Here is a 26,054-nt window from a genome sequence, read left to right on the forward strand (position 1 = left end):
CCTGACAGCCACATCCCCGTCCGCACGTGCTATTTGCCGCAGTCTGGAATGCTCACCTCTGGCCGCGCGATCAACATGTTCCGCGAAATGGCGTAATCGGTTGTGCGCGAAAACCATTGCTTCGGTTCAGTGCGGCCAGGCGGCGCCGTCCATCCGGAAAACCTGACCGAAAAGACGTTGTTCTTGAGTCTGGCAGGCCCAATCCGGGCGACGTAATGGTAGGTCTCGCAGTCGCCGAGAGCCGGTTCGTTAGGTCCGTATTCGGCGCTCCCGGGGACCGTGCCGAGCAGGCGGGGCGCCGCGTCGCCGAGAGCAAAGGCCGCAATATCGGCCGTGCATCCACCCATGCCGCAATATGTGCTGGATGCGAAAACGAGCGGTTTGGTCCAGAAATATGCTTGCCAAGTCTCGTCAGCCGGAATGCCTGTTTCTCCCATGAAAGTCAGCTCAGGCCAGACATGCTCCAACCTCCACCTCTTGCTGTAGTCGAGGTAGGCAATGGAGAAGGCTCCGGGCCATGCGTGACCGACATTGAGCAGCGTCTCCGATACGAGCAGGGCGTAACGCGCCTTGCTCAGTTTCACGAGCCGAAGCGGCGCCAGTCTTGCCGTTTGTGTCAGCACCTCGAAGACGTGGTTGGGGTGCTCTTCATCAAGGATCGGCTGCTTGACGGTCCTGACGAGCGGCGGGGCGTGCTGATAGGTTGCCGTAAAGGCGCCAATGAGGTCCTTGGACGGTTCGACTGCCAGAGCTGACAGCGAGGCCAGCAGGGAGCATGCGATGGCAGCTCTCGTGCGAAGCCGTCTCACCGTTCCGACTTCAGGCCAGCCAGGGCGCGCCAGCCGGCTTCGTCCAGCGTGGCCAGACCGAGCGCCGCCGCCTTGCGCGCCTTCGCACCCGCATCGGTGCCGAGCACGACGATGTCGGTATTCTTCGAGACCGTGTCGGTGACCTTGGCGCCAAGTCGTTCGGCGATCGCCTTGGCTTCCGGGCGGCTCATGGCGGCCAGGGTGCCGGTAAAAACGATGGTCTTGCCAGACAGCGCGCCGGCGGCGGGCGCGTCCGGATCCTCAATGGTGAGCTCGGCGGCGAGCGCATCAATGGCTGCGATGTTGCGCGGCTCGGAGAAGAACGCGACGAGCTCGTCGGCGATGCCGGCGCCGATGCCGTTGATCGAGCCCAGGGCCAGGCGCGCGTCGGAGCCGATTTCGCATGCCGCCTGCATCTGCTCGCGCCAGGCTTTGAGACTGCCATAGTGGCGCGCCAGAAGCCGGGCGTTGGTCTCGCCGACCCGCCGTATGCCGAGACCGAAAATGAAGCGCGCCAGCGGCAGGCGGCGGCGCGTCTCGATGGCGCGGATCAGGTTTGCCGCAGAGACCGTGCCCCAGCCCTCGCGCGACGCGATTGCGGACTCGTGCGCAGAGAGATGGAAGATGTCTATCGGCGAGCGGATCAGGCCCTCGTTGTGGAACTCCACGATCGTTTTCTCACCAAGCCCGTCTATGTCGAAAGCATTACGTGAGACCAGATGGATCAGTCGCTCAACGGTCTGCGCCGGACAGATCAGGCCACCCGTGCAGCGCCTGACGACTTCGCCGGGCGGCCGTTCGGCGCGGCTGCCGCAGGCGGGGCAGGTGGTCGGGAAATCATAGGGTGGCGCGCGCGGCGGATCGTCCGGCGTCAACACCACCGAGAGGATTTGCGGAATGACGTCGCCCGCGCGCTGCAGCCGGACGCGGTCATTCACGCGGATATCCTTGCGCGCGATCTCGTCCTCGTTGTGCAAGGTGGCACGCGTGACCTCGACGCCGCCGACATTGACCGGCTCCAGTACCGCAACCGGGGTGAGGGCGCCGGTGCGTCCGACTTGGATGCGGATTTCTGCCAAGCGCGTGATCGCCTGCTCGGCGGGGAACTTCCACGCCGTCGCCCAGCGCGGCGCGCGGCCGGCGAAGCCGAGCCTGTCCTGCAGGTCGAGCGGGTCGATCTTGTAGACGACGCCGTCGATATCGTAGGCGAGGGCGGAACGCTCCAGCGCCATGCGGTCCTGGAACCGTTCCGCGTCCCCAGCATTATCGATGCGGCATGATAACGGATTGACCGGCAGCCCCCAGGCCTGCAGGCGTTGCAGGAACTGCCAGTGGGTGTCGGCCACCGGCGTGCTTGAACGCCCCTGCGCGTAGGCGAATAGCGAGAGCGGGCGGGTTGCGGTGATCGCAGTGTCGAGCTGTCGCAGCGAGCCCGCGGCGGCATTGCGCGGATTGGCGAACGGCCGCTGTCCGGCCGCTTGCTGGGCTTCATTGAGCGCAAAAAAATCGGCCTTGGCGAGGAACACCTCGCCACGGATTTCGATGACACCTGGCGCGTGGCCGGCGAGGCGCTGCGGCACCGCGCGCATGGTCCGAACGTTGGCGGTGACATCCTCGCCGGTGGTGCCGTCCCCGCGTGTGGCGCCGCGTACCAGCGTGCCATCCTCGTAGGTCAGGCTGATCGACAGACCGTCGATCTTCGGCTCGGCGACCATCGCGAGCCTCGTATCGTCGCCACGCCCGAGAAAGCGACGCGCGCGGGCGATAAACGCCTCGAACTCGGCGCGGTCGAAGACATTGTCGAGCGAGAGCATCGGCGTTGCATGGCGGTGCTTGGCAAAGCCGCCCTCGGCGCCGGCGCCGATGCGCGCGGACGGACTATCGGGCCGCACGAGATGCGGGAAACGGTCCTCGATTGCGCGGTTGCGTGCGCGCAGCGCGTCGTAGGCGGCGTCGTCGATGCTGGGGGCGTCGCGGCCGTGATAGGCGGCGTCATGGGCGGCGATCTCGCGCGCGAGCCGTTCGAGCTCGGCGGCGGCCTGGGCTTCGTCGAGGGCGTCGGTCATGCGGCACCGAGCAGGCTGTCGGCGGCGGCGCGAGCGGCGTCGGTGATGGTCTCGCCGGCGAGCATCCTGGCAATCTCCTCGCGCCGTGCCTGCCCGGCCAAAGGTTCAGCGCGTATCTCGGTCTGCGCGCGCGCGACGTGCTTGCTGATCCGCAGATGCTGATCACCGCGGGCCGCGACCTGCGGGCTGTGCGTCACCACCAGCACCTGCATGGCGTGCGCGATCGCCGCCAGACGGTCGCCGACGGCCGCCGCGGTGGCGCCGCCGATGCCGGAATCGACCTCGTCGAACACCAGGGTCGGCACCGCCGAGCGGCCAGCGAGCACGACCTTAAGTGCGAGCATCAGCCGCGACAGCTCGCCGCCCGAGGCGACGCGGGCAAGGGGGCCCGGCTCCTGGCCCGGATTGGCCGCGATCAGGAAACTCGCCTGTTCGGCGCCGCGCGCAGTCCAGGCGTCGGGTGCGAGCTTCGGCAGGCTGACGACGAAACGCGCACGATCCAGACGCAGCGGCCGCAGCTCGGTGCCGACCGCCTCCGCGAGACGGGTGGCACTCTCGGCGCGGGCTTCGGAGAGGGCAGAACAGGCTGCCTCGAATTCCGCGCGCCGGTTCGTTGCTTCGTCTGCGAGCGCCTGGGTGTGCGTCGCACCCTCCTCAAGAGAGGTGAGCCGTGCGCGCAGCGTGGCGAGCAGCGCCGGCAACGCCGCAACCGGCACCGCGTGCTTGCGCGCGCCGGCACGCAGCGCAAACAGCCGCTCCTCGGTGCGGTCCAGCAATCGCGGATCGGCTTCGCTGTCGCTCGCCAGGCGGTCGAGCAGGCCCTCCGCCTCTGCGAGCGCGGTCTCGGCAGCGTCCAGGGCGGCGAGCGTCGGGTCGATCGCGGGATCGGGCAGCAGCCGCTGCAGCACGCGTCCGGCGGCGCGTAGGGCGGCGGCGGGCCCGGGATCACGACGATCGCGCGGCGCGATCTCGGCGCGCGCGGCGGTGATCGCCTCGGCACGGCGGGCGTTCGCCTGCAGCGCCTGGCGCATCGAGGCAAGCGTGTCCTCCTCGTTCGGCTGTGGTGACAAGGCGGCGAGGTCCTCGACCGACTGGCGCAGCCAGATCTCCTCGCGCGCTGCCACCTCGAGCTCGGCGCGCGCGCGCGACAGGGCGGCGGTCGCCTCCGTCCAGGCGCGCCAGTCGCTCGCGACCGCCTCGCGCGCCTCAGTCAGACCGCCGAACTGATCGAGCAGGTCGAGGTGGCTGGCGGCGTCGGCCAAGCCCTGCTGCTCGTGCTGGCCCTCGATTTCGACCAGCAGGGAAGCGACGCGACGTAGAAGTGCCAGGCCGACCGGCTGGTCGTTCAGGGTGGCGCGCGAGCGGCCGTCCACGCTCACGGTCCGGCGCAGCACCAGCGGTTCGTCCGGCTCCGCCTGCATGATGCCCTGTTCGGCGAGCAGCGCGTGCACCGGATGGCTGACATCGATCTCGAAGCAGGCGCTCACCATGGCCTGTGCCGCGCCGACGCGGATCAGGCTGGCGCTGGCGCGCTCGCCCAAAGCAAGGCCCAGGCTGTCGAGCAGAATCGATTTTCCGGCACCGGTTTCCCCGGTCAGCACGGTCAGGCCGTGATGCAGCACCAGATCGAGCTTCTCGATCAGCACCACGTCGCGGATCGAAAGCAGGACCAGCATAGGCGGGCGCTTAGAACACCGTATGCAGGGCGCGGGTGAAGAAGCCCGGGCGCGGCTTGGCCAAACTCCTGTCCTGCGAGTCGGGTGCGACCGGCTCGTTCTTCGTGCTTCCGGGGAGCGGCATGTTGGCGGCAAGGGCGTGCGATGTGCGCAGTTCCCGGTAGCTGTCCTGATACCAGCGGCTGCCCGGGTAGTTGTAGCCCAGCACCGAGCCGGTGTGGCGTGCCTCGTCGGTCAGGCCGAGCTTGAGGTAGACCTCGACCAGCCGGGACAGGGCCTCGGCGGTATGGTTGGTGGTCTGGAAGTCCTGGACCACCCGCTGGTAGCGGTTGATCGCCGCCTCGTAATAATGCTCGCGCTCGTAGTAGCGGCCGATCAGCATTTCCTTGCCGGCGAGATGGTCGCGGCACAGGTCGATCTTCAGCCGCGCGTCGCGGGCGTAGGCGCTGTCCGGAAAGCGGGAGACGACATCCTGGAGTGCTACCATCGCCTCGACCGTGCCCTGCTGGTCGCGATGGATATCGGCGATCTGCTCATAGTAGCACAAGGCGCGCAGATAATAGGCGTAGGCGGCATCCTTGCTGGTCGGATGCAACTGCAGGAAACGTTCGAGCTGCGAGACGGCATCGGTGTATTCGTTCTGCAGATAATCTGCATATCCCTCCATCAACTGCGCGTTCGAGACCCAGGGCGAGTAGGGGTAGTTCTGCTGGATGGCGTCGAATTCGCTCGAGGCGAGCTTGTAGCGGCCGTCATGCAGCGCATCGACACCATTATTATAGAGGGTCTCGGGTGTGACGTTGGCGGTGATGGGCGGCGTGGGTTTACTGGAACTGCCGGAGAACGGATTGACCGCGTTCAGCGCGGCACATCCCGGCAACAACAAAGCTGTCGCCATGAGCATGCCCAGCGGAATATGCCGGGCGCGCACGGGGTGATGTCCGCTCAATGACATGCCGGGCCTTTCAGATGGACCCGCCTTATATCATGTCGCCAAACCCGCTCAAGCGGCCAGCAGACCCTCGTCAGCGGCAGCATTGCCTGTGTCATGACGCCAGTTTGCCGGATCGGCGAGCAACTTGCGCAACAGGCGGTTGTTCAGTCCGTGGCCGGAGCGGTGACCGACGAAGCTGCCGCGGATCGGGGCGCCGGCGAGCGCCAGGTCGCCGATCGCATCGAGCATCTTGTGGCGCACGAACTCGTCGGACCGGCGCAGCCCGGCCGGGTTGAGCACGCGGTCGTCGTCGACCACGATGGCGTTGTCAAGCGAGCCACCGCGAGCGAGACCGGCCTCACGCAGCGATTCGATCTCGTCGAGCATCGCGAACGTCCGGCAGACCGACAGTTCGCGTCGGAAATCATCCTCGGTCAGGATCATGCTGTAGGCCTGCCGGCCGATCACGCGAGCCCGAAAGGCGATCGAAAGCGCCAGGTTGAAAGAGGCGGACGGAGCGGGGCGCAGCTCCGCGAAGGCCTCGCCTTCCTGCACACGGACGCGCCTGAGGACCTCGATGGCGCCGCGCGGGGCGTCCTGTGCCGCGCGGCCGGCACAATCGATCAGGAACACGAACTGCGCCGCCGAGCCATCCAGGGCCGGCACTTCGGGACCATCGACCTCGATCAGCACATTGTCGATCCGGCAGCCTGCGAGTGCCGCCATGACATGTTCGGTCGTGGCAACCCGGGCCCGTGCGTCGGTCGAACTGGCAATGACGGTGCTCAGGCGGGTGTCGACGACATGATCGAACCGCGCCGGAATATCGATCCCCAGATCACAGCGCCTGAAGACGATGCCGTGCCCAGCCGGCGCCGGCAGCAAACGCAGGGTCATGATCCGTCCGGAATGTAGACCCACACCCCGGCAGGAGATGGCATTGCGCAGCGTGTGCTGGATGGCGTGGAGGTCCTGACCACTCTCACTGACGCGGGCGTCCTGCTGCACGCTGTCGAGAGTAGCCAGGCCGTCCATCATTGATACCTCTTGCGTGCGGGTAGGCAGAGTTGTGACCGTAGGTCTAGGCGACCCCGCCGGCTCCCGCCAGTCAAGCTTTATTGCCGAGTATTTCGTCCTAACATTGTGAAAATAAAGAGTTTCTCGTTGCGAAGGCGGGCTGTCGCAAAATCACGACTGGCGTCGCAGGAAGGCCGGGATGTCCAGGCCGGTCTCCTCGCCGCCGACCGGACGCACTGTCGCCGACGCGGGCGTATCGGTGCCTGCCTCCTGCAGTTGCGGCTCGTTGCGGCGCGCCTCTCCGCTCGCCGGCGCGGAACCCCGACGCAGCGCGCCCGTGACGATGCCGAACAGGCTGCGGTTCGAGGATTGCGGCGCCTCGCCTGGATTGCGCGGCGGCTCCGAAAACAGGCCGGCGCGTGGCGAGGCGGGGCGTGCGCCCATCGGGATCTGATGCGGCAGCGCGTTCGCTGGCGGTGCCTGCACCGGCGCATGCTGCTCCAGCGGCGCCGGCCGGCCCTGATACTGTGACCAGTTTTCCGGAGCGGCTTGCGGCGTGGCGGGCGCTGTGTTTGCGGTTTGCGTACCAGGGTAGGGGCCGGCCTGCGGTGTCAGCACCGGGGCCCCGATCGGGCCGGTGGCTGCCACGCCCTTGCGCGCGCCGGGGCGGCCGCCAAAACCGAGCCCGGTCGCATAATTGGGCAGCGGCTGCGACACCTGGTGCGGCGCCGGATAGGGGGCGGCGAGTCCGGAGCCGGGCGCCTGAGCGGTGTCGGCCATGCGGCCACGCTCCGCCTGCGGGGCCACGGTGTCGATCCCGGTCGCCACCACCGACACCCGGATGCGTCCGGTGAGGCCCTCGTCGATGGCCGAGCCGAAGATGATGTTGGCGTCCTCGGCGACCTCCTCGCGAATCCGGTTCGCCGCCTGGTCGACCTCGAACAGCGTCATGTCGTCGCCGCCGGTGATGTTGATCAGCAGGCCGCGGGCGCCGGCCATCGAGGTGTCTTCCAGCAGCGGGTTGGAGATCGCGGCTTCCGCGGCGCGGATCGCGCGGTTCTCGCCGTCGCTCTCGCCGGTGCCCATCATCGCCTTGCCCATCTCCGCCATCACCGTACGGATGTCGGCAAAGTCGAGATTGACCAGTCCCGGTGCGACCATCAGGTCGGTGACCCCGCGCACGCCCATGTAGAGCACGTGGTCTGCCATCTTGAAGGCCTCCTTCCAGCCGGTGCGCTCGTTGGCCAGTCGGAACAGGTTCTGGTTGGGAATGACGATCAGCGTGTCGACGAACTGCTGCAGCTCGGCAATCCCGGTGTCGGCCGCCTTGCTGCGACGGATCCCCTCGAAGGTGAACGGCTTGGTCACCACGCCGACAGTGAGGATGCCGCGCTCGCGTGCCATGCGCGCGATCACCGGCGCCGCCCCGGTGCCGGTGCCGCCGCCCATGCCGGCGGTGATGAACACCATATGCGCGCCGTCCAAATGGCGGGCCAGCTCGTCGGCGGCTTCTTCCGCGGCGGCGCGCCCGATCTCCGGCTTGGCACCGGCACCGAGTCCCTGGGTCAGATGCGGGCCGAGCTGAATCCGACGGTCGGCGCGGCTATGGGTGAGCTGCTGGGCGTCGGTGTTGGCGACGACGAACTCAACCCCCTGGAGCTGCAACTGGATCATGTTGTCGACGGCGTTTGTGCCGCCGCCGCCGACGCCGATGACGGTGATCCGCGGGGTGAAGTCGGAATAGGTCTGCTGTGGCAAGGTGAGGTTCAGGGTCATGGGCTGCGTCTCCCGAAGGGTTGCTGTTACTAAAACACGTCTGCGTCGCGCTTCACACGCGCTTGCCGAGAAATTCGATCAGCCTGCGTATCAGGCCGGCGGGCGGGGGTTCGTTGAGATCAAGGTCGGCCAAACTGCGGCCGGCACCCGCGGCCCAGGCGAGCAGGCCGCTGGCGGTGGCGAACGCAGGACCGGAAGCGTCAGGCGGCAAGCCGTGCACACCCGCCGGCCGGCCCAGCCGAACAGGCCGGCCAAGCACGCTGGCGGCGAGTCGCTGCACCCCGTCGAGCTGGCTGGCGCCGCCGGTCAGCACCACCCGTGCCGCGGCCGCATTGCCAAGCCCGGCATGATCGAGCCGGTCGCGCACCAGCTCGAACGTCTCCTCCAGGCGCGGTCGTATCACCGAGACCAGTCGCGCGCGCGAAATCCGGGCGAAATGCTGGTCGTCCTCGCCGATCTGCTGCACGTGCAGCATCTCGCGGTCGTCCTCCGACGTGATTTCGGCATTGCCGAGCATCACCTTGAGCCGTTCGGCGCAATCCAGCGGCGTCGACAGGCCGCGCGCGATGTCGCGCGTCACATGCAGGCCGCCGATCGGCAACTGGCTGGTGTGCAGCAACTGGTGCTCGGCGAACACCGCGATCTGGGTGACGCCGCCGCCCATGTCGATGACCGTGGCCCCCAGTTCGCGCTCGTCCGCGACCAGCACCGACAGCCCCGCGGCGAACGGGGCCGCGACCATCTCGGTAATGCCGAGATCGCAGCGGCCGATCACCGTGGTGAGATTGCGCAGCGCCATGCCGGCCGCGTCGATCAGATGCAGCCTGGCCGCGAGCTGGTCGCAATGATGGCCGCGCGGGTCCTCCACGCCTTCCACCTCGTCGACCGAAAAACGCAGCGGCATCGCATGCACCACCTCGCGGCCGTCGCTCGCCGCCCGTGCCCGACCCTCGGCCACGATCCTGCGGATATCGGCGTCGGCGACTATGCGTCCGCCGACCGGCAGGCGCACGTTGAACAGCCGGCTCTCCGGGCCGCCGCAGCTCAGGCTGACGGTCACCGCGCGCAGATGATGGTCGGCGGCCTCCTCGGCCTGTCCGACCGCGGCACGGATGGCGCGTTCGGCTTCCTTGAAGTCGGTGATGCCGCCCAGCCGCACGCCGCGCGAGCGCTGCCAGCCGCAGCCGGTGACGCGCAAGCTGCCGTCCGGCTCGCCGCGGCCGATCAGGCAGGTGACCTTGCTGGTGCCGATATCGAGCACCCCGAAGGTGCCGGCGCGCCAGTGCCGGCGCGTGGGCGACGAGTCCGGCGCCGGCAGCGCAAGCGGGCGCTGGGCCCCATCATGCGCATCATCGAGGGCCCCGCTTGTGCGTGCCAGCGCCCGATTGCCGGCCTCCGCGGCCTTGCGGGCCCGCCGGGTAGCGCGCTTGCGGGCCGGCGCCCGCGGCACCAAACCAGTTGCTTGCGACACCAGATGGTTTTCACTCATGCCGGCCTCCGCGTGGTGTCGCTGCCCGCGCTCGAAGGAACGTCTGCAGGTGCGGATGCTTGCAAGCGAGGCCGCACGACCAGCCGATCCGGCAGGCGCATGTCGATATCGATGAGTGGCCGCTCGAGCAGATGCATGCGCTCCTCCAGCGAGGCGAGTCGGCGCAAAGCGGGGATCGCCTCGCCTTCGGGCAGCAGCACGGCGGCACCACTGCGCAGGCTGAGATTCCAGCGGCGCTGTCCGACCCGGACCGCGGCCACCACCTGCTTGCGCACCGTGGGCTCCGCCGCCAGGGCTGCGATCAGCGTCGCCGCCGCCGCCGGCGCGCCCGGCCCCACCACCAGCGGCAGCACCGCGAACGCGTCGGCGTCCTTGGCCGTCATGCCGTGCTGCTGGACCAACGCGCCGCTGCGGTCGATCAGCACGAACCGGTCGTGGTTCTGCCAGACCGCGAACGGCCGCCGCTCGGTGAGCCGCACCAGTACGGTGCCGGGCAGCCGCCGCTCGACGCTGGCGGTCGAGATGAATGACAGCCGCTCGAGCCGCGCTCGTGCCGCCGCCACCGAGAAGCCGAGCAGCGGCGCCCCCCGACTGACGCCGAGTGCTGCCTTCACCTGGTCCAGCGGCTCCATGTCGCGGCCCTCGACGACGATGTCGGTGATCCGCAGCCCGGCGTCACGGCCGATCTCGGCGCGCATCGGCGCAAAGCTCGCCGGTGTGCGCATCGCGCGCGCCACATGCAGGCCAAATCCCGCCACCCCGAGCAGCACGACCCCATACAGCACCGGGCGGATCATCCCCCGCCTGCGACGCGCGAAGATCAGCAGCCGCGACGGCCGGTCCATCTTGCTGACGCGACGCCCAACTCTTCCGGAGCGCCCTATGCGCGGCATGCGGCGTTCTCCACCATCCACGCACAGAGCGACGGGAAATTGATGCCGCAGAACGCCGCCTGCTCGGGCAGCAGCGAGGTCGGCGTCAGGCCCGGCTGGGTATTGACCTCCAGGATCACCAGCCGGCCGGGCTCGGACTCGGATCGCGTATCATCGTAGCGGAAATCGGTGCGTGTGGCGCCGCGGCAGCCGAGTGCCCGATGCGCCGACAGTGCGATCTCCAGCGCCTGCTCGAAGGCGGCGCGGTGGATCTGCGCCGGCAGCGCGTGGCTTGAGCCGCCATCGGCGTATTTCGCCTCATAATCGTAGAAGCCCTGGCCGAGACGCGGGTCCGGTGTGATGTCGGTGACGGTCAGCGCCCGCTCGCCCATCACGCCAACCGTCAGCTCGCGCCCGGGGATGAACTCCTCGACCAGCGCCTGCGGCCCGAACCGCCAAGCGGCGGCGACCGCGGCGCGATGGTTCGAGCCCTCGCGGATGATCTCCACCCCGACCGAGGAGCCTTCATTGACCGGCTTGATGACGTAGGGCAGGGCCAGCGGATCGCGCTCGGCGAGGCTGGAAACATCAACCAGCCCGCCACGCGCCACCGGCAGCCCCTGGGACGCGAACACCGCGCGCGCCGCCTGCTTGTCCATCGCCACCGCGGACGCACGCACGCCGCAATGCGTATACGGGATGCCCATCCAGTCGAGCACACCCTGGATCGCGCCGTCCTCGCCGAAGCGGCCATGCAGGGCGTTGAACACCACATCCGGCCGCGCCGCCCGCAACTGCTCCAGCAGGACAGCCAAGTCCGGCCCGGCATCGATCGCGGTCGCCTCAAAGCCGGCCTCACGCAGGGCGCCCAGCACCTGGCCACCGCTCGACAGGCTGACCGCGCGCTCGGCCGACAGGCCGCCCATCAGCACCACCACGCGACGCGCCCTCATGGCGCGAGTCCTCCCGGAACCCCAATCCGCTTGATCTCCCAAACCAGCTCGACGCCTGACGCAGCCCGCACCTTGGCACGCACCATCTCGCCCAGCGCTTCCAGCTCGCCCGCCGTGGCGCCCCCGGTGTTGAGCAGAAAGTTGCAATGCTTCTCGCTGACCGCGGCACCACCCAAAGCCAGTCCACGACAGCCGGCCGCCTCGATCAGCTCCCAGGCCCGTCGGCTGCTCTCGGCCGGATCGGGGTTGCGAAAGGTCGAGCCGCCAGTGCGGGCGCGTACCGGCTGCGAGGCCTCACGGGTGGCGCGGATCGCTGCAATGCGCCCGGCGATCATTTCGCGGTCGCCGGGCGTGGCGCGCAGCCGGGCCGCCGTTACCACGGCCCCGGGCGGCAAACTCGACCGCCGGTAACCGAGGCCGAGTGCGTGCGCCGGCAGCCGCAGCGCCTCGCCGACGCGGGTGACAATATCGGCCCAGTCCAGCACGTCGGCCATCGCACTGCCGTAGGCGCCGGCATTCATCGCTACCGCACCCCCGATCGAGCCAGGAATGCCGGCAAGAAACTCCAGCCCGGCAAGCCCTGCTTTGGCCGCGTGCTCCGCGACCGCCCCGTCCAGGCAGGCAGCACCCGCAACGATCCCATCCGCCTCGATCCGCACGCTTCCGAAACCGCGCGGCGCCAGCCGGACCACCACGCCGGGCACGCCGCCGTCACGGATGATCAGGTTCGAGGCGACACCGATCGCGCGCACCGGGATTTCCGGCGAAAGCCCCCGCAGGAACCCGGCCAAATCCTCCGCATCCTCGGGCCGCGCCAGCACCTCGGCATTGCCGCCCACCCGAAACCAGCTCTGCGCGCCAAGCGGCGCATCGGCCGTCAGCCGGCCGCGCAGGCGTGGCAAAGCGAGGTCGGTTGCGGTCATGCGGCGTAGCCACCCGCCGGCTTTTGTAGCGCCGCGAGCTGTCCGGGCAGCGCCTGCGCCCAGCCGGTGATATTGCCGGCCCCCAGGCAGATCACGAAGTCCCCGGGACGCGCGATCGCATGCACCATCTCGGCCAGGTGCTCCGGCCCGGGCAACGGCACCACGCTGCGATGGCCGCGCGCGCGCAAACCCTCTACCAACGCGTCCCGGTCAATGCCCGGGATCGGCGCCTCGCCGGCAGCATAGACATCCGCCACGATCACCGTGCCGGCCTCGTTCATGCAGGTGCAGAACGCCGCGAACAGCGCGCTCAGCCGCGAGTAGCGATGCGGCTGCACCACCGCCACCACGTCGCGCGCACCGGCCTGACGCGCCGCATTGAGCACGGCCGCGATCTCGACCGGATGATGGCCGTAATCGTCCACGATGGAGATGCCGCCAGCCTCGCCAACACGGCTGAAGCGCCGCTTGACCCCCTTGAAGCCGGCAAAGGCGCTACGGATGGTGCCGTCGTCGATCTCCATCTCGCAGGCCACCGCGATCGCGGCCAGGGCGTTCGAGACATTGTGCCGGCCAAGCATCGGCAGCCGGAACGGACCGATCCGGCGGCTGCGGTTCGGCGAGCCGCGGTCGGTGAGCGCCACCTCGAACGTCGCCCCGCGCTTGTCGGCGACCAGCCGCTCGCAGCGTACATCCGCCTGCGGGCTGAAGCCGTAGGTGATGACCCGATGGTCGGACAGCCGCGGGATCATCTGCTGCACCGCCGGATGGTCCACGCACAGCACCGCGAACCCATAGAACGGGATATTGGCGACGAACTGGTCGTAGGCCGCCTGCATCGCCGCCTCCGTGCCCCAATGGTCAAGATGCTCCGGGTCCATGTTGGTGACCACCGCAATCGTCGAGGGCAGACGCAGGAACGAGCCGTCACTCTCGTCCGCCTCCACCACCATCCAGTCCCCGGACCCCATGCGGGTGTTGGTGCCGTAAGCCTCGATGATGCCGCCATTGATCACCGTGGGATCGAGCCTCGCGGCCTCCAGCACGGCCGCGATCAGGCTGGTGGTGGTGGTCTTGCCGTGCGTGCCGCCGACCGCGATCGACCAGCGCAAACGCATCAGCTCGGCCAGCATCTCGGCGCGCCTGACCACCGGGATCAGCCTTGCCCGCGCCGCGGACACTTCCGGATTGTCGCGCGAAACCGCGGTCGAGACGATCACCACCCGCGCGTCACGCAGGTTGGCCGCATCGTGGCCGATCATCACCTCAATGCCGGCCTCACGCAGCCGCAGCACGTTGGCGCTCTCGGCGATGTCGCTGCCCTGGACGCTGTAGCCCAGCGTATGCAGCACCTCGGCAATGCCGGACATGCCGATGCCGCCAATGCCGACGAAATGCAGGGTGCCGATGTTCAGCGGCAAGGCTCTCATAGGGACTGTTCCGTTTGTTTTTCGGGCTTGAAGAAGGCCAGAGGCGTCGTGCGCAGCACGCCTTCGCGTGACGCCTCTGGACTCCGCTGGGGGCTGCAGGCCCCAGACCCCCATTCAATAGAGGCGCGGAGCTGGCCTTCTACCAGGTCCGCGAGACGGGAGGCGGCGTCGTGGCGACCCAATGCCGCGGCCGCCGCTGCCGCCTCGGCAAGGCGCTCAAGCGCAGCAAACAGCTCAGCCAGCAGCGCAGAGAGCGCGGCCTCGGTGAAGTCGCGCTGCGGCACAATCCACGCAGCACCCGCCGCGACCAGCGCTCTCGCGTTGGCAGTCTGCTCGTCGCTGGCCGCGATCGGCAGCGGCACCAGGATCGACGGCCGACCGATGCATGCGAGCTCGGCGACGCTGGAGCCGCCGGCGCGGCCGATGACGAGATGCGCTGCCGCGAGACGCTCGGCTACACGATCAAGGAAGGGCGCGATCTCGGCGTCGATACCGGCCGCCGCGTAGGCGGCGCGGACCCGATCCACATCCTCAGCGCGGGCCTGCTGGACCACGCGCACACGGCCGGCAAACGGCGCCATTGCGGCGGGCACGACGTCGCTGAAGATGCGCGCACCCAGCGAGCCGCCCCAGATCAGCAGGTTGAGGGTTCCGCCTGTCCCTGGATAGGGGCTTGCGGCAAGGGCGGCGATCTCGTCGCGCACCGGCATGCCGGTCAACGTGCCGCGCCCGGGCGGCAAGCGGACTGTCACCTCGAAGCTGGTGGCGATCCTGTCCGCAAAGCGCGCCAGCTGCGCGTTCGCCTGGCCCAGCACCGCATTGCCCTCGTGCACAACGATCGCTGGTCGGCCGCGTCCGAGCAGTCGTGCGGCGAGGAGGGGTGCCACCGACGGATAGCCGCCGAAGCCGACCACCGCGTCGGCCTCCAGCGTGGCCAACAGACGCCTCGCCTGGACGACGCCGCGCGCCACCGCCGCCAAGCCGCGCAGCTTGGCGACCCTGCCGCGTCCGGCGACACCGGCGCCGGCGATGACGTGCTGCGGCGCGTTGGCAAAGGCGCCATGGCTGCGCAGGCCGCCGCGCCGGTCGGTCATCAGCACCAGGTCATGGCCGCGCGACGCGAGCTGGCCGGCTAGCGCCTCCGCCGGAAAGAAATGCCCGCCGGTGCCGCCGGCGGCGATCACCACCCGGCTCATCGCAGCACTCCCGACATCGCCTTCGGCCGGCGCCGGGTCAGCGCCAGCACCATGCCGATGGTCAGCGCCACCGACAGCGCCGACGAGCCGCCATAGGAGATGAACGGCAGCGTCATGCCCTTGGTCGGGATCAGATGCAGGGTCGAGCCCATATTGACAAAGGCTTGCAGGCCGAAGCCGGTCATCAGCCCGCAGCTCGCCAGCACCACGAACGGGTCATCCTCGTTGAGCAGCTTGAGCAGTGTGCGCACCACCATAAAGCAGAACACGCCGATGATGAACAAACACACCAGCATGCCGAACTCCTCGCCGGCGACGGCAAAGACGAAGTCGGCATGCGCGTCCGGCAGCAAATCCTTGACCCGCCCCTCGCCAGGGCCGCGACCGAGCAGGCCGCCATTGCCGAACGCCTGCAGCGCGGTGTCTATCTGGTAGTGGTCGCCGAGCGAGGGATGCAGGAAGCGCTCGACCCGCGAGCGCACGTGGGTGAAGGCAAAGAACGCGCCGACGAAGGCCGCCACCATCGACCCGATCCCGACACCAACCAGCACCAGGTTGAGCCCGTCGACGAACAACTGCGCCATGAACACCGTGGTGATCACCGTCAGCATGCCGATATCCGGCTGCGACTTGAGCAGCATCAGGATCACGCCGAACACCGCGAACGCCATCAGCATGCCGGGGAAATGACGCGTGCGCCGGCGCTCGGTGAGCAGCCAGGCGGTGACCACGGCAAAGCAGGGCTTGAGGAACTCGCTCGGCTGCAGCGACATCATCGGCAGCCCGATCCAGCGCCGCGCCCCCTTGATCTCCAGGCCGTGCACGAGGGTATAGGCGGTCGCGGCCAGGGCCAGCAGGCAGCCAAGCAGCGCCACCCTGCGGATCGCCGTCGTCGACAGCAGCGAGACGCCGACTACGATCACGCCGGCGATGGTCAAAAACACCACCTGCTTGAGAATGAAGAGGTCGCGGTCGGCGCCGATCCGGGCGGCCACCGACGGGCTCGCCGCCAGCATCAGCACGTAACCGAAGCCGATCAGCAGGCCGACGCACGCCAGAGTGGCGTGATCAACCGTCCACCACCACCGCCCGATGACCGAGTTGTCGATCCGCTTGGCGCCGCGCATCAGCTTGCCCGCCGTTCGAACAAACGCGGCAGGTCCGCGACCAAACTCGCGAAATCAATGCCCCTGGCCTCGAAGTTGGCATACTGATCGAAACTAGCGCAGGCTGGCGAGAGCAGCACGATCGGGGCGGTGTGCTGTTGCGCGGCCGCGAACGCCGCCGGCACCGCACGTGCCATGGTGTTCAGGATACGGTGCGCCACGCCGTGCCGCGCAAGCGTCGCAGCGAGCAGCGGCGCGTCGCGGCCGATCAGCAGCGCCTCGGCGATCCGGCCGAACAGCGGCGCCAGCGACTCGATGCCGCCCTCCTTGGCGACACCGCCGGCGATCCAGACCAGTCGCTCATAGCAGCCCAGCGCGCGCGCCGCCGCATCGGCGTTGGTCGCCTTGCTGTCGTCGATGAAATTAACGCCGCTCACCTCGCCAATTCGCTGCTGCCGGTGCGCGAGACCCGGAAAGCTTGCGAGCCCGGCCGCGATAGCGTCCGGCGAGGCGCCGAGATACGCCGCCATCAGCGTGGCCGCGGCGGCGTTCTGGGCATTGTGCGCGCCGGGCAGGGCAGGTGCCGGATGCGCAAGACCGGCCGCCCCGGAGATGGTGACGAGCGGAACCAGGCGGCGGGCGAGCAGGGCCTGCTGGTCGCGCGTCCAGGCGTCGTCGGTGCCGAGCACGGCCAGATCGCCGGGCTGCTGGCGATCAAAGATGGCAAGTTTTGCAGCGCCGTAGCCAGCGATGTCGCCATGCCGGTCGAGATGGTCCGGTGACAAGTTGAGCAGGCAGGCCGCGTCAAACCGTAGGGTTTGCAGCCGTTCGAGCATGTAGGACGACATCTCCAGCACGTAGACACCACCGTCGCCGAGCCGTGGCAGCGCCAGGGACGCCGTGCCCAGATTGCCGCCGGCGGCGCAGGCGATCCCGGCCGTCTGCAGGAGATGCGCCAGCAGCGCGGTGGTGGTGGACTTGCCGTTGGTGCCGGTAATGCCGGCGAAGCGCGCGCGCGAGCCGGAGCGTCGCACCGCCTCGAACAGCAGCTCGGCGTCAGAAAGAACCGGCACCCCGGCTGCGATCGCGCGCGCGGCGAACGGGTGCGGCGCCGGCAGGCGATGCGGGATGCCGGGCGAGAGCACCAGGGCGTCGTAACCCGCCGGATCGCCGAGTGGTGCGAGAGTGACGGCCGCCGGAAGGTCCCCTCGCGCGCGCGTGTCATCGTCCCAGGCGTCGACCTCCGCCCCCATGGCGACAAGGGCACGGGCGACGGGAGCGCCGTTGCGCCCAAGTCCGAGCACGGCGTAGCGCCGGCCGCGGAATACGGTGGCGGGGAAGCCATCGCTCATCGTATTTTCAGCGTCGCCAGGCCGATCAGGCCCAGCACCATCGAGACGATCCAGAAGCGGATCACGATCTTCGGCTCCTGCCAGCCCTTCTTCTCGAAATGATGATGCAGCGGCGCCATCAGGAACACCCGCCGCTTGGTGCGCTTGTACCAGAACACCTGGATGATGACCGACAGCGTCTCGACGACGAAGATGCCGCCGACGATGCACAGCACCAGCTCGTGCTTGACCGCCACCGCGACCGCTCCCAGCGCGCCGCCGAGGGCGAGGCTGCCGGTATCGCCCATGAACACCGCCGCCGGTGGCGCATTGAACCAGAGGAAGCCAAGCCCGGAGCCGATCAGGGCGGCGCAGAACACCCCCAGCTCGCCGGTGCCCGGGACGGGGTGCAGTTGCAAATAGTCGGCGAAGATGCGGTTGCCCACCAGGTAGGAGATCAGCGCGTAGACCATCGCCGCGATGATCACCGGCACGATCGCCAGCCCGTCGAGCCCGTCGGTGAAGTTCACAGCATTGCCGAAACCGGTGATCACCAGCATCGCGAACAGCGGGAACGCATAGCCGAGCGGCAATAGCGCGTCCTTGACGAACGGGAACGCCACCGTGCCGGCGAGCGGCTCCGGCATCAGCCGGTTGATGCAGTAGCCGCCGATCAGCGAGGCCGCGAACTCACATCCCAGCCGGGCGCGCTTGGAAAGGCCATGGCTGTTGCGACGCGACAGCTTGAGATAGTCGTCGGCAAAGCCGACCGCGCCAAACGCGGCGGTGACGCCCATCACCGCCCAGACGAAGCCGTTCGAGAGATCCGCCCACAGCAGGGTCGAGGCGAACAGCGACAGCAGGATCAGCACCCCGCCCATGGTCGGCGTGCCGGCCTTCTCCAGCAAGTGGCGCTCGGGGCCGAGGGCGCGTATCGGCTGGCCACCACGCTGGATACGTCGCAAGAGAGCAATCACCCGCGGCCCCAGCAGCAGGCTGATCGCAAGCGCGGTCAGGCAGGCGGCGCCGGAGCGGAAGGTGATGTAGTGCACCAGGTTGAACAGCGCGAACCGGTCCGCGAAGGGATGCGCGAGATCGAACAGCATCAGCCCGGCTCACCCGGCAGTGCCCCGCTCAACCGCGCCCCGCTTAACAGGGCATCCACCACCAGGCGCATGCGGCTGTCGTTGCTGCCCTTGACCAGGACCAGATCGCCGGGGCGCAGGGCGGCGGCCACCAGCGGCGCCAGCATTCGCGAATCCGGAGCACAGGCGCCTTGCAAGGTGGCCGGGAGCAACTCGTAGAGTTTTGTCATCATGCTGCCGCAGCAATAGACGATGTCGGCGGAGTCGCGCACGTAAGAGTTCAACGATTCGTGTTCTTCTAACGAAAACGCACCAAGTTCCAGCATGTCGCCCAACACCACGACTCGGCGCTGGGCTGGCGTGAGCCGCATCACTTCGAGGGCGGCGCGCACCGAGGCGCCTGACGCATTGTAGCTCTCGTCGAGCAGCCGCGCGTCGCCGGGCAGGGCGCGGAGCGCGCCGCGCCCAACACCCGGGCGGAAGTCGGCCAGGCCTGCCGCCGCCTGCGCGATGTCGCCGCCCAGCGCGCATACCGCCGCCAGGCAGGCCAACGCGTTCATCGCCATGTGCCTGCCTGGGGCTGCGAGCAGCACCTGGTGCGTCGCGCCTTCGAGCGTCATCGTCAGGCGCGAGCCGTCCGCGTCCAGCGACATCGCGCTCAGCCTGGCCTCGCATTCGGGACCGGTGCCGAAGCGGATCACCCGCAATCCGCGGGCTCTGGCGGCGTGCGTCGCGTCCGCCATCCCGGGCGCGCCGTCGGGGAGGATGGCGACTCCGCCTGGTTGCAGGCTGCGCACCAGGGCGGCCTTCTCCTCGGCGATCGCCTTCAGGCTGCCCATCTGGCCGATATGGGCGGCCTCGATGCTGGTGATGACGGCAACATCGGGGCGGGCGAGTGCGGCCAACGGGGCGATCTCGCCGGGATGGTTCATGCCGATCTCGCAGACGCAGAACGCGGCAGTCGGCGGCAGCCGCGACAGGGTCAGCGGCACGCCCCAATGGTTGTTGTGCGAGGCGTTGGCGACGTGCGTGGGCCGCAAGGCGCCGAGGGCCACGCGCAGCATCTCCTTGGTGGTGGTCTTGCCGACGCTGCCGGTGACCGCGACCAGTCTGCCGCCGAACCGCGCGCGCGCGAAGCGGCCGAGATCAGCCAGGGCGGCCTGCGTGTCAGCGACCCGCAACAGGCGCGGATCGTCCCCAAGCGGCGCATCAACCGTCGCATGCACGACGGCGCCGGCCGCACCGCCTGCGAGGGCCGCCGCCACATGCGCGTGCCCGTTGCCATTGTCGCCACGCAGGGCGATGAACAGGTCGCCCGCTGCGAGGCTGCGTGTGTCGATGGAAACGCCGTTGGCCGCGATCGGGCCGCTTACCACCCCGCCGGTGGCAGCCCGCAGATCCTCGGCGGTCCAAAGCGCGCTCACGCCGCCACGCCTGCAAGCCGGCGGATCACCGCGCGATCGTCAAACGCCAAGGTCTCGCCGCCGATGGTCTGGCCCTGCTCGTGGCCCTTGCCGGCGACCACCAGCACGTCGCCGGCACGCAGCGATTCCAGCCCGGCCGCGATCGCCTGCGCCCGGTCCGCGATCTCGATGCCACCCGGGCAACCGGCCAGCACCTGAGCGCGGATCGCCGCCGGCGACTCCGAACGCGGGTTGTCATCGGTGACGATGGCGAGGTCGGCGCACCGCTCGGCGACCGCGCCCATCAGCGGCCGTTTGCCACGGTCGCGATCACCGCCGGCGCCGAACACCACGACCAGCCTGCCCAAAGCGTGCGGTCGCAGGCCCGCGAGCAACCGCTCCAATGCGTCCGGTGTGTGTGCATAATCGACATAAGCGGCGGCGCCATCGTCCAATAGGGCACACCGCTCCATGCGGCCGCGCACGCCTTCGAGTCGCGGCAGCAGTGCCAGCGTGCGCTCCAGCAGATCAAGCGACGACTCGGCCAGGATTGCCGCAAGAACAACATTATCCGCCTGGAAACGCCCGGGAAGACCGAGGCGGACGGCGTGGCGACGACCGAGAGCCTCGAGTTCTAGAACCTGGCCGTCGGGCAGTGGCCGAACCCGCAGAATCCGGATCGCGTCGCCCTGCTCGCCTACCAGCCGCAAGGTCAGGCTGCGCGCCCGCGCCATCGCGCACAGGTCCGCTAGTGTAGCCGGGTCCATGTCGGCGTTGGCCGCGGCGAGACCCCGCTCGGGCAGCAGTTCCGCGAACAGCCGCAGCTTGGCGCGTCGGTATTCGGCCTCGGTGCCGTGATAGTCGAGATGGTCGCGGGTCAGATTGGAGAAGCCGGCGGCGGTGATCCGCACCCCGTCGAGTCGCTCCTGCGCGAGACCGTGCGACGACGCCTCGATCGCGGCAGCCTCGATCCCCCGCGCGGCGAGGTCGGCCAGGATGGAAGTCAGCGCGATGCTATCGGGCGTGGTCAGGATCGGCCCCGTAGCCCGCGGCGGCGATGCGCCGACGACGCCCAGGGTGCCGAGGCTGGCCGCCCTGCGTCCTCCGGCCTGCCAGAGCTGGCGCAGGAACTCGACGGTGCTGGTCTTGCCGTTTGTGCCGGTGATGGCGACGATCCGCTCCGGCTGCAGGCCCGCGAGCTGTGCCGCGAGCAGTGCCGTCGCCCGTCGCGGCGCGTCCGACAGCAGCAGCGGTCGTCGTGGCACGCCGTCAGGCCAAATGGTGCCGGTCTGCGCCAGCACCGCACACGCGCCGGCGGCCACGGCATCGGCGATGAAGTGCGCCCCGCTCGTGCGGCTGCCAGGCAGGGCGGCGAACAGGGTGCCGGCGCGCACCGCCCGGCTGTCCAGGGCCAGCCCCGCCACCTCGGTCGCCGCCGAGTCGGCAGGGACGCTCAGCCGGGCGGTGGCGGCCAGCTCATCGAGCCGCATCTCGCGGCTCCGCGAGCAGATGATGGTAGCTGACGTCGCGTCGGAACACCGGAACTGTTCTGAAGGGTCTGTGCACGGCGTGTTGCTCGTCACGCGGATCGCCCGGGTCGTTTCCCGGACCGAGCGGATGCGATCCCGCCGGCGGTTGCGGGTCGAGCGGGATCGCCAGCTCGGCATCGATCGCGGGCATGTTGGCCAGGTCAGGGAACAGCCCGAGCATCGGCCCGATCCGTGCCACGATCTTGGCGACCTCGGGGGCGGCGACCCACCCCGCCGTGGTCCAGCCATGCGTAGCCTTGTTGCCGACCGGGCTGTCGAGCATGACATAGACCGCGTAACGCGGTGAATTCATGGGAAACACACCGGTAAAGGCGGCAACGTTGACATGCTTGAGGTAGCGCCCACCCGGCCCAACCTTCTCGGCTGTTCCGGTCTTGCCGCCGACATAGTAGCCGGGCACGTCGGCGTTCTTGCCAATGCCCTTGGTGACCACCAGGCGCAGGATCTTGCGCAGGATCGAGGACGTGCCCGCGGAAATCAGGCGCGGGCCCTGGGGGATCACCTCGGCGTCGCCGTCCGGGACGACGTCGCCAGGCGATGCCGGCAGCGTCGCCGACACGGTCTGGAACGGGATGCTCTCGGGCACCTGGGGATCAGGCCTCGCAAGCAGGGTCGGGGTCACCAGGATGCCGCCATTCGCCGTCGCCGCGGTGCCGCGCACGATGGCCAGCGGCGACTCCGCGATGCCGTGGCCGAAGCCGACCGTCATCACCGTCGAGCGGCCCCAGTTGCGCAAGGCGGGCACGATCGGGTGGCCGGCTTCCGGCAATTGCACCGGCACCTTGGCGAAGAAGCCCATGTTGCGCAGCCAGTCCTGCTGGCGCTTGGCGCCGACATCGAGCGCGATATGGGCTGCCGCCGGGTTGGACGAGTAGGCCAGCACCGCCGGCAACGCCAGCCAGGGCGCGAAATGGTCGGTGCGCATGTCGGTAATGGTGAAGCGGCCAACCCGGATCGGACTGGTGGAGAACTTGTCCCAGATATGCGCGACATTGTCCTGCAACGCCATCGCCGCGGTCTGCAGCTTGAAGGTCGAGCCGGGCTCATACATGCCGGTAACCGCCCGGTTGAAGCGTTCGGTGCTGGATGCCTTGTCGAAGTCGTTGGCGTCGAAATCCGGCAGGCTGACCATGGCGAGGATCTCGCCGGTGCGCACATCCATGACGATGCCGCAGGCGCCAATGGCGTGGAACTCATCCAATGCTGCGTCCATCACGTCGCGCACCACCGCCTGCACCCGCACGTCGATGGACAGCCGCAGCGGCTGCGGGCTGCTCATCAGCCGCGCATTGAAGGAGCGCTCGACGCCGGCGACGCCGTGATCGTCGATGTCCACGGTGCCCATGATCTGCGCCGCCACCCGGCCTAGCGGATAGCGCCGACGCTCGCCCGGCTGGAAATAGATCCCCGGAATGCCGAGATCGTTGATCGCCAGTTCCTTGTCCGGCGGCACGTCGCGGGCGAGATAGACGAACTGCTTCTTCTCCGAGAGGCGCTTGATCGTCTCCGCCACGTCCAGGCCCGGCAGGATCGTCTTCAGCTTCTCAGCCGCTTGCTTCGGATCCATCAATTCCAAAGGGTTGGCGTAGATGTTTGAGAGCGGAAGCGAGATTGCAAGGATGGTGCCGTTACGGTCTGTGATGGTGGCACGATGCACATGCACCAGGCCGAGATCGTCGACCAGCAGGCCGCCCGGGTCGGGCTTCGGCAGTGCCGGCACCTGTGGCGCGATCTGCCGGGATGAGGGCAGCATCGGGTGGAACACGGTCGCCAGCGCCAGTTTGACCGACACCGCCCCGAACAGCGCGCCGAAGCCACCGGCGACGCAGAGCAGGCGGGCGCGCATCCGCTCCATCGGCGCCCGTGCGCCTGGTTCAGGCGTCGGGGTCAATTGCCATCCTGTACCGGTACCGGTACCGGCGCCGGAAGCGTGGGACGGGCAGAGCCGAGCGCGGAGCCGACCACACGGAATGCGTAGGGCGATGGCGTCGGCCGAAGCATGGTCGAGCGAATCCGGACCGGGTGCACCATCGCGGTGTGCAGCAAGGTGGGCACGGCGCCCGCCTCGTAGGACGCCATCCGCGTCATGGGCGCGATCCGGGGCGCGATCCTATGCGCAACCAGGGGCACGACTCTGGGCTTTGCATGGATCGGGCTGCTGACGCGAGCGACGGGGGTATGTGACACCGGCAGCAGATGCCGCACACGGGGCAGGGCCACCGAGTTGGCCTGCGGCGTGCTCTCGGGGGCGCTCTCCGGGGCGCTCTCGGGAGTCGCGATCAGGGTTCGCGCCATCACCTGTACTGGCGCCAGCAGCGGCCGGTTTTGCGCAATCAGGTCCGACTCGCCGTCATGCGCGCTCGCGATCATCGCGCCCGGCCCCGCGACAGGCGGGGCGACAGGTGTAGGCACACTCGGCAGCCGGGAGTCGAGTGCTGACATCTGTACGAACTGGCTGGGATCCAGCGGTCGCAACTGCGGCAGGAAGCGGGTTGCGAGTGCTGCCAGGCGCTCGGGCTGGTTCAGCAGCGCCCACTCGGCGCGCAGCATCGCGGTGCGCTCGCGGACCCGTTCGGTGTCGTGCGCGATCCTCGATATCTGCTGGTCCAGAACCGTGGTGCGGTGCTTCTCGGCGTAGAGATACATGCCCGAGGCGCCGGCAAGCAGGGCGCACAGGACAGTGAAGGGGCGGATCATGCGAAGCTTCCTGCCGGCGGGTTCATTTCGATGTCATCGTTGACTCGGGGAGGCGTTGCAGGGCGCGTAGCCTGGCGCTACGCGCGCGCGGATTGGTGCGACTCTCGGTCTCGTTCGGACGGAGCGCCTTTGTTTCCAATAGCCGGAAGTTGACGAGTGTGGAACGGTTTTCGTCAATCCTGCGCGGATCATGTCGCGACGGCGCGGGTAATTTTCCCGCAGCCTCCACCATGAACCGCTTGACGATGCGATCCTCCAGGGAATGGAACGAAACCACCACCAGCCGACCCAACGGCGCCAGTAACGTCGCCGATGCATGCAGCCCACGCCGGAGCTCGCCGAGCTCGTCATTGACCTCGATACGCAGCGCCTGAAAGGTCCGCGTCGCGGGATCGATATGGCCCGCGCCGCCCGCGGGAACCACCGCGCGGATGATGCCGGCGAGTTGCAGCGTGGTCTCGATGCGGGCTTGCGCACGGGCCGCGACGATCGCCTGGGCAATCCGGCGCGAGCGCCGCTCTTCGCCAAACTCGTAGATCAGGTCGGCGAGTTCGCGCTCGCCGAGGTCGGCCACCAGATCCGCGGCACTGCGGCCGCGACCGCTCATGCGCATGTCCAGCGGGCCGTCGCGGCGGAACGAGAAGCCGCGTTCGGCCCGGTCGAGTTGGAACGAGGAGACGCCGAGATCGAGCACGACCCCGTCCAGCCGGTGAACACCGCGCGCGGCGAGCAAGGCGAGCATGTCACCGAAGCCGCCTTCGATCAGATGCAGCCGTGCGCCGGCCTCATCCAACGCGTGCAGCATCGCGTTGCCGCGCGCAACAGCTTGCGGATCGCGGTCGATCGCCCAGAGCGTGCAGCGCGCATGCGCGAGAATCGCTCGTGCGTAGCCGCCGCCGCCGAAGGTGCCGTCGAGATAGACGCCGCCGTCATGCGGCAGCAAGGCATGCAACACCTCGTCCAGCATGACCGGCCGGTGGCCCGAGGAATGCACGCCTGCGCTCATGGCTGGTGCACTCATGGCTGGCCGGGCCGCGCGGCCGGCAGGCTGACCCCGCGGGCGCGGGCACGGGCCTCGGCGCGGCGGCTCTCGGCGGCCTTCGGCTCCCAAATCTGGAAGATCGGCCCGAGGCCCATGAACGCCACCTGATCCGAGATCCCGGCATGCTGTGCCAGGATCTCGGGCAGCACGATGCGGCCTTCCTTGTCGGCGTCGGTCGGATAGGCGTCGGCATAGAGGGCGGCCGCGAGGTCGTCATGCTCCTCGGAAAAGATTTCAAGCCGGTCGAGCGGTTGCGCGAGGGCTGCAAACGCTTCCAGCGGCCAAGCCTCGATGCAGGCATGCTTGTGCGAGGGCCGCAACACCACCTGCACTGGGACCCCAAGCTTGGGATCGCCAAGCTTGGGATCGACTGTCGCATCGGCGGAATCGGGACGTGTCCGCAATGCCGCCCGAAAACCGGCCGGGATCGATACGCGGCCCTTCGCATCGAGCTTGTTCTGGTGGGTGCCGAGGAACACGCTCATGCGCGGCGATGCTCCCTGACTGTCGCGCGCGGGATAAGCGACGCGTGGCCTGTGCCGAGTGGGTCGAGAAGGTCTCTCGTGGGCAGACATGGGATATCATGGGAAAACCTGGGCCGTCAAACAAACAAACAAGATTTTCCCGTGACTTGCAGTGAATAAACCCCGGACGCGACAAGTATCGCAGCGCCGGACGCGCGCCGCCTCGTGGCATTCG

21 protein-coding genes are annotated in these 26,054 nt (G+C 68.7%); all 21 read right to left on the reverse strand.

The features are described 5' to 3' along the window. Nucleotides 1-29 precede the first annotated feature (29 nt). The 21 genes from ACQY4K_RS01835 to mraZ all read right to left on the reverse strand — a co-directional run bounded on the left by ACQY4K_RS01835 (nt 30) and on the right by mraZ (nt 25,840). A complete protein-coding gene (locus ACQY4K_RS01835; RefSeq protein ID WP_428392932.1) occupies nt 30-809 on the reverse strand; it encodes a hypothetical protein in 780 nt (259 codons plus the stop codon). Continuing rightward, the gene (gene ligA, locus ACQY4K_RS01840; RefSeq protein ID WP_428392934.1) at nt 806-2,875 is read right to left on the reverse strand and encodes an NAD-dependent DNA ligase LigA; all 2,070 of its coding nucleotides are present in this window, start codon (nt 2,873-2,875) and stop codon (nt 806-808) included. The genes ACQY4K_RS01835 and ligA overlap by 4 nt, the downstream gene beginning before the upstream one ends. Further along, nucleotides 2,872-4,551, reverse strand: a complete 1,680-nt coding sequence (gene recN, locus ACQY4K_RS01845) for a DNA repair protein RecN (protein ID WP_428392936.1) — start codon at nt 4,549-4,551, stop codon at nt 2,872-2,874. Before recN ends, ligA begins: the two co-directional genes overlap by 4 nt. A 10-nt stretch (nt 4,552-4,561) precedes the next feature. Beyond that, a complete protein-coding gene (locus tag ACQY4K_RS01850) occupies nt 4,562-5,455 on the reverse strand; it encodes an outer membrane protein assembly factor BamD (RefSeq protein ID WP_428396284.1) in 894 nt (297 codons plus the stop codon). Nucleotides 5,456-5,554: 99 nt separating this feature from the next. Next, entirely contained in the window at nt 5,555-6,520 is a 966-nt protein-coding gene (lpxC, locus tag ACQY4K_RS01855) for a UDP-3-O-acyl-N-acetylglucosamine deacetylase (RefSeq protein WP_428396286.1), read from the reverse strand. Nucleotides 6,521-6,673: 153 nt separating this feature from the next. Beyond that, nucleotides 6,674-8,278: a cell division protein FtsZ gene (gene ftsZ / locus ACQY4K_RS01860; protein WP_428392937.1), complete on the reverse strand. Its 1,605-nt coding sequence runs from the start codon at nt 8,276-8,278 to the stop codon at nt 6,674-6,676. A gap of 52 nt (nt 8,279-8,330) precedes the next feature. Then, the gene (gene ftsA / locus ACQY4K_RS01865; RefSeq protein ID WP_428392939.1) at nt 8,331-9,767 is read right to left on the reverse strand and encodes a cell division protein FtsA; all 1,437 of its coding nucleotides are present in this window, start codon (nt 9,765-9,767) and stop codon (nt 8,331-8,333) included. Then, on the reverse strand, nt 9,764-10,660 hold the full coding sequence (locus tag ACQY4K_RS01870; RefSeq protein ID WP_428392940.1) for a cell division protein FtsQ/DivIB: 897 nt from the start codon (nt 10,658-10,660) through the stop codon (nt 9,764-9,766). The genes ftsA and ACQY4K_RS01870 overlap by 4 nt, the downstream gene beginning before the upstream one ends. After that, on the reverse strand, nt 10,648-11,592 hold the full coding sequence (locus tag ACQY4K_RS01875; RefSeq protein WP_428392942.1) for a D-alanine--D-alanine ligase: 945 nt from the start codon (nt 11,590-11,592) through the stop codon (nt 10,648-10,650). Before ACQY4K_RS01875 ends, ACQY4K_RS01870 begins: the two co-directional genes overlap by 13 nt. Beyond that, a complete protein-coding gene (gene murB, locus ACQY4K_RS01880) occupies nt 11,589-12,515 on the reverse strand; it encodes a UDP-N-acetylmuramate dehydrogenase (RefSeq protein ID WP_428392944.1) in 927 nt (308 codons plus the stop codon). The genes ACQY4K_RS01875 and murB overlap by 4 nt, the downstream gene beginning before the upstream one ends. Continuing rightward, nucleotides 12,512-13,945: a UDP-N-acetylmuramate--L-alanine ligase gene (gene murC / locus ACQY4K_RS01885; protein WP_428392946.1), complete on the reverse strand. Its 1,434-nt coding sequence runs from the start codon at nt 13,943-13,945 to the stop codon at nt 12,512-12,514. Before murC ends, murB begins: the two co-directional genes overlap by 4 nt. After that, nucleotides 13,942-15,141, reverse strand: a complete 1,200-nt coding sequence (gene murG, locus ACQY4K_RS01890) for an undecaprenyldiphospho-muramoylpentapeptide beta-N-acetylglucosaminyltransferase (RefSeq protein WP_428392948.1) — start codon at nt 15,139-15,141, stop codon at nt 13,942-13,944. The genes murC and murG overlap by 4 nt, the downstream gene beginning before the upstream one ends. Beyond that, complete coding sequence (locus ACQY4K_RS01895; RefSeq protein ID WP_428392950.1) at nt 15,138-16,268, reverse strand: FtsW/RodA/SpoVE family cell cycle protein; 1,131 nt, start codon at nt 16,266-16,268, stop codon at nt 15,138-15,140. Before ACQY4K_RS01895 ends, murG begins: the two co-directional genes overlap by 4 nt. Further along, the gene (murD, locus tag ACQY4K_RS01900; RefSeq protein ID WP_428392952.1) at nt 16,268-17,599 is read right to left on the reverse strand and encodes a UDP-N-acetylmuramoyl-L-alanine--D-glutamate ligase; all 1,332 of its coding nucleotides are present in this window, start codon (nt 17,597-17,599) and stop codon (nt 16,268-16,270) included. Before murD ends, ACQY4K_RS01895 begins: the two co-directional genes overlap by 1 nt. Next, the gene (gene mraY / locus ACQY4K_RS01905) at nt 17,596-18,684 is read right to left on the reverse strand and encodes a phospho-N-acetylmuramoyl-pentapeptide-transferase (RefSeq protein ID WP_428392953.1); all 1,089 of its coding nucleotides are present in this window, start codon (nt 18,682-18,684) and stop codon (nt 17,596-17,598) included. The genes murD and mraY overlap by 4 nt, the downstream gene beginning before the upstream one ends. Then, complete coding sequence (locus ACQY4K_RS01910) at nt 18,684-20,087, reverse strand: UDP-N-acetylmuramoyl-tripeptide--D-alanyl-D-alanine ligase (protein ID WP_428392955.1); 1,404 nt, start codon at nt 20,085-20,087, stop codon at nt 18,684-18,686. The genes mraY and ACQY4K_RS01910 overlap by 1 nt, the downstream gene beginning before the upstream one ends. Further along, nucleotides 20,084-21,556: a UDP-N-acetylmuramoyl-L-alanyl-D-glutamate--2,6-diaminopimelate ligase gene (locus ACQY4K_RS01915; RefSeq protein WP_428392957.1), complete on the reverse strand. Its 1,473-nt coding sequence runs from the start codon at nt 21,554-21,556 to the stop codon at nt 20,084-20,086. The genes ACQY4K_RS01910 and ACQY4K_RS01915 overlap by 4 nt, the downstream gene beginning before the upstream one ends. Then, entirely contained in the window at nt 21,543-23,462 is a 1,920-nt protein-coding gene (locus tag ACQY4K_RS01920) for a peptidoglycan D,D-transpeptidase FtsI family protein (RefSeq protein ID WP_428396288.1), read from the reverse strand. Before ACQY4K_RS01920 ends, ACQY4K_RS01915 begins: the two co-directional genes overlap by 14 nt. 41 nt (nt 23,463-23,503) lie before the next feature. Next, nucleotides 23,504-24,313, reverse strand: a complete 810-nt coding sequence (ftsL, locus tag ACQY4K_RS01925) for a cell division protein FtsL (RefSeq protein WP_428392959.1) — start codon at nt 24,311-24,313, stop codon at nt 23,504-23,506. Between the two features lie 22 nt (nt 24,314-24,335). Then, entirely contained in the window at nt 24,336-25,319 is a 984-nt protein-coding gene (gene rsmH, locus ACQY4K_RS01930) for a 16S rRNA (cytosine(1402)-N(4))-methyltransferase RsmH (protein ID WP_428392961.1), read from the reverse strand. An 11-nt stretch (nt 25,320-25,330) separates the two neighbouring features. Beyond that, nucleotides 25,331-25,840, reverse strand: a complete 510-nt coding sequence (gene mraZ / locus ACQY4K_RS01935) for a division/cell wall cluster transcriptional repressor MraZ (protein ID WP_428392963.1) — start codon at nt 25,838-25,840, stop codon at nt 25,331-25,333. Nucleotides 25,841-26,054 lie beyond the last annotated feature (214 nt).

The organism is Lichenicoccus sp., from assembly GCF_965276875.1.
Taxonomy (GTDB): domain Bacteria; phylum Pseudomonadota; class Alphaproteobacteria; order Acetobacterales; family Acetobacteraceae; genus Lichenicoccus.

Bases quoted from the DNA above. Each gene is read 5' to 3' on its own strand.
- ligA (WP_428392934.1), bottom strand. From the start codon at position 2,875: ATGACCGACGCCCTCGACGAAGCCCAGGCCGCCGCCGAGCTCGAACGG.
- ftsA (WP_428392939.1), bottom strand. From the start codon at position 9,767: ATGAGTGAAAACCATCTGGTGTCGCAAGCAACTGGTTTGGTGCCGCGG.
- ACQY4K_RS01915 (WP_428392957.1), bottom strand. From the start codon at position 21,556: ATGCGGCTCGATGAGCTGGCCGCCACCGCCCGGCTGAGCGTCCCTGCC.
- ftsL (WP_428392959.1), bottom strand. From the start codon at position 24,313: ATGATCCGCCCCTTCACTGTCCTGTGCGCCCTGCTTGCCGGCGCCTCG.
- murD (WP_428392952.1), bottom strand. From the start codon at position 17,599: ATGAGCGATGGCTTCCCCGCCACCGTATTCCGCGGCCGGCGCTACGCC.
- lpxC (WP_428396286.1), bottom strand. From the start codon at position 6,520: ATGGACGGCCTGGCTACTCTCGACAGCGTGCAGCAGGACGCCCGCGTC.
- ACQY4K_RS01850 (WP_428396284.1), bottom strand. From the start codon at position 5,455: ATGCTCATGGCGACAGCTTTGTTGTTGCCGGGATGTGCCGCGCTGAAC.
- murG (WP_428392948.1), bottom strand. From the start codon at position 15,141: ATGAGCCGGGTGGTGATCGCCGCCGGCGGCACCGGCGGGCATTTCTTT.
- murC (WP_428392946.1), bottom strand. From the start codon at position 13,945: ATGAGAGCCTTGCCGCTGAACATCGGCACCCTGCATTTCGTCGGCATT.
- mraZ (WP_428392963.1), bottom strand. From the start codon at position 25,840: ATGAGCGTGTTCCTCGGCACCCACCAGAACAAGCTCGATGCGAAGGGC.
- ACQY4K_RS01875 (WP_428392942.1), bottom strand. From the start codon at position 11,592: ATGAGGGCGCGTCGCGTGGTGGTGCTGATGGGCGGCCTGTCGGCCGAG.
- rsmH (WP_428392961.1), bottom strand. From the start codon at position 25,319: ATGAGCGCAGGCGTGCATTCCTCGGGCCACCGGCCGGTCATGCTGGAC.
- ACQY4K_RS01920 (WP_428396288.1), bottom strand. From the start codon at position 23,462: ATGCGCGCCCGCCTGCTCTGCGTCGCCGGTGGCTTCGGCGCGCTGTTC.
- ACQY4K_RS01895 (WP_428392950.1), bottom strand. From the start codon at position 16,268: ATGCGCGGCGCCAAGCGGATCGACAACTCGGTCATCGGGCGGTGGTGG.
- murB (WP_428392944.1), bottom strand. From the start codon at position 12,515: ATGACCGCAACCGACCTCGCTTTGCCACGCCTGCGCGGCCGGCTGACG.
- ACQY4K_RS01870 (WP_428392940.1), bottom strand. From the start codon at position 10,660: ATGCCGCGCATAGGGCGCTCCGGAAGAGTTGGGCGTCGCGTCAGCAAG.
- recN (WP_428392936.1), bottom strand. From the start codon at position 4,551: ATGCTGGTCCTGCTTTCGATCCGCGACGTGGTGCTGATCGAGAAGCTC.
- ftsZ (WP_428392937.1), bottom strand. From the start codon at position 8,278: ATGACCCTGAACCTCACCTTGCCACAGCAGACCTATTCCGACTTCACC.
- mraY (WP_428392953.1), bottom strand. From the start codon at position 18,684: ATGCTGTTCGATCTCGCGCATCCCTTCGCGGACCGGTTCGCGCTGTTC.